This is a genomic window from Hydrogenophaga borbori, assembly GCF_003417535.1.
Taxonomy (GTDB): Bacteria; Pseudomonadota; Gammaproteobacteria; order Burkholderiales; family Burkholderiaceae_C; genus Hydrogenophaga; species Hydrogenophaga borbori.
Window position 1 is genome coordinate 1 of sequence record NZ_QVLS01000028.1, and the last position, 2,674, is coordinate 2,674.

Annotated in this window: 2 protein-coding genes and 1 pseudogene; all 3 read left to right on the top strand. The window is 66.0% G+C overall.

Annotated features, from left to right (window positions below):
- The first annotated feature begins 9 nt into the window (after positions 1-9).
- The gene (locus DY262_RS21430) at positions 10-1,086 is read left to right on the top strand and encodes a branched-chain amino acid ABC transporter permease (RefSeq protein WP_116961070.1); all 1,077 of its coding nucleotides are present in this window, start codon (positions 10-12) and stop codon (positions 1,084-1,086) included.
- A gap of 63 nt (positions 1,087-1,149) precedes the next feature.
- A complete protein-coding gene (locus DY262_RS21435; protein ID WP_070400679.1) occupies positions 1,150-2,481 on the top strand; it encodes an ABC transporter substrate-binding protein in 1,332 nt (443 codons plus the stop codon).
- Between the two features lie 82 nt (positions 2,482-2,563).
- Positions 2,564-2,674 (top strand): annotated as a pseudogene (locus DY262_RS22105) (ABC transporter ATP-binding protein); the annotation flags it as partial.

Below are 2,674 nucleotides of genomic sequence, written 5' to 3' on the forward strand. Positions count from 1 at the left end.
GAGCTGACCATGTTCTATCGCGAAAACGGTCAGTTCAAGACCTCCTACCGCGCCGACCAGCAGATCTTCCCCATCGACCAGGACCGATGGCTCGTGCTCGCGCTCATCGCATTGTCCTTCGTGGCGGTGCCGCTGCTGGCCAGCGACTACATGATGCGCGCGATCCTGATCCCCTTCCTGATCATGTCGCTGGCCGCGCTGGGCGTGAACATCCTGGTGGGTTACTGCGGCCAGATCTCGCTGGGGTCGGGCGCCTTCATGGCGGTGGGCGCCTACATGGCCTACAACTTCTTCGTGCGCATCCCGGGCATGCCGCTGGTGCCCGCGCTGCTGCTGGGCGGCCTGTGCGCCACTGCGTTCGGCGTGCTGTTCGGCCTGCCCAGCCTGCGCGTCAAGGGCCTGTACCTCGCCGTCGCCACGCTGGCCGCGCAGTTCTTCGCCGACTGGATGTTCCTGCGCGTGAAGTGGTTCGTGAACGACTCGCCCTCGGGTTCGGTGTCGGTCAACCACCTGCAGATCTTCGGCCTGCCGATCGAAAGCGCGGTGAGCAAGTACCTGTTCTGCCTGGCGGTGCTGGTGGTGCTGGCGCTGCTGGCCAAGAACCTGGTGCGCAGCGCCATCGGCCGCGAGTGGATGGCCATCCGCGACATGGACGTGGCCGCGGCGGTCATCGGCATCCGCCCGATGTACGCCAAGCTCACCGCCTTTGCGGTCTCCAGCTTCATCATCGGCGTGGCCGGTGGCCTGTGGGCCTTCGTCTACCTGGGCGCCTGGGAGCCCGCTGCCTTCGGGGTGGACCTGTCTTTCCGCCTGCTGTTCATGGTGATCATCGGCGGCCTGGGCTCCATCATGGGCGCCTTCTTCGGCGCGGCCTTCATCGTGGTGTTGCCCATCGTGCTCAACCAGGCGCTGCCGGCCTTCGGCGAGCTGTTCGGCGTGAGCCTGTCCACCGCCGCCGTCTCGCACGTCGAACTCATGGTCTTCGGCGGCCTGATCGTCTGGTTCCTGATCGTCGAGCCGCATGGACTGGCCAAGCTGTGGTCCATCGGCAAGCAGAAGCTGCGGCTGTGGCCCTTCCCCCACTGAGCCCACCCCGAGCCTTCTTTCCAATTTTTCGCCCGCGTCAACTTCATCCACAGGAGACAAACCATGAAGCTTCGCCATCTGGTCCTTGCCGTCGCCGCGCTGGCGTGCGGCGCAACTTCGCTGGTGGCCACCAGCGCCTTCGCCCAGGCCAAGGAGCAGTTCTTCCCGCTCCTGTCGTACCGCACCGGGCCCTATGCGCCCAACGGCACCCCCTGGGCCAACGGCAAGCAGGACTACCTCAAGCTCATCAACGCGCGCGATGGCGGCATCAACGGCGTCAAGCTCACATTCGAGGAATGCGAGACCGGCTATGCCACCGACCGCGGCGTCGAATGTTATGAGCGCCTCAAGAGCCGCCCGGGCGTGACCCTGTTCGACCCGCAGGCCACCGGCATCACCTTCGCGCTGACCGAGAAGGTCCCCACCGACAAGATTCCGCTGATCACGCTGGGCTACGGTCTGTCGGTCTCCCAGGACGGCAACGCCTTCAAGTGGAACTTCCCGCTCATGGGCAGCTACTGGACGGGCGCCGACATCCTGATCCAGCACATCGGCCAGAAGGAAGGCGGCCTGGACAAGCTCAAGGGCAAGAAGATCGCCCTGGTCTACCACGACTCGCCTTTCGGCAAGGAGCCCATCCCCCTGCTGCAGGAACGCCAGCGCATGCACGGCTTCGACCTGCAGCTGATCCCCGTGACCGCGCCCGGCGTGGAGCAGAAAGCCGCCTGGCTGCAGGTGCGCCAGAGCCGCCCCGACTACGTGCTGCTGTGGGGCTGGGGCGTGATGAACTCCACCGCCCTCAAGGAAGCCCAGGCCACGGGCTACCCGCGCGAGAAGATGTACGGCGTGTGGTGGGCCGGCGCCGAACCCGACGTGAAGGACGTGGGCCAGGGCGCCAAGGGCTACAACGCGCTCGCACTCAACACCTCGGGCCAGCAGCCCAAGGTGATCCAGGACATCCTCAAGCTGGTGCACGACAAGGGCCAGGGTACGGGACCGAAGGACGAGGTGGGCTCGGTGCTGTACACGCGTGGCGTGATCATCCAGATGCTGGGCGTGGAAGCCGTGCGCCGCGCGCAGGAGCGCTTCGGCAAGGGCAAGGTCATGACGGGCGAGCAGGTGCGCTGGGGCCTGGAGAACCTGGCGCTGGACCAGAAGAAGCTCGACGCGCTGGGCTTCGCCGGCGTCATGCGCCCGCTGTCCACCTCGTGCAACGACCACATGGGCTCGACCTGGGCGCGCGTGCACACCTGGGATGGCGCCAAGTGGAACTTCAGCTCCGACTTCATGCAGGCCGATGAGCAGATCATCAAGCCCATGGTGAAGGCGGGCGCCGACAAGTACCTGGCCGACAAGAAGATGTCGCGCCGGGCCGCCTCGGACTGCGGTTCCTGATCCCTCCCGCGCCGCGCCTCGCGCGCGGCGCCATCTGCAAGGGCGGCGCGCTGCCCTTGCACATGGACACGAAGGAATCCCCATGAGCACCGACCCATCCATCGTCCTCAACGTCAACGGCATCGAGGTCATCTACAACCACGTGATCCTGGTGCTCAAAGGCGTCTCGCTGAGCGTGCGCGAGGGCCAGATC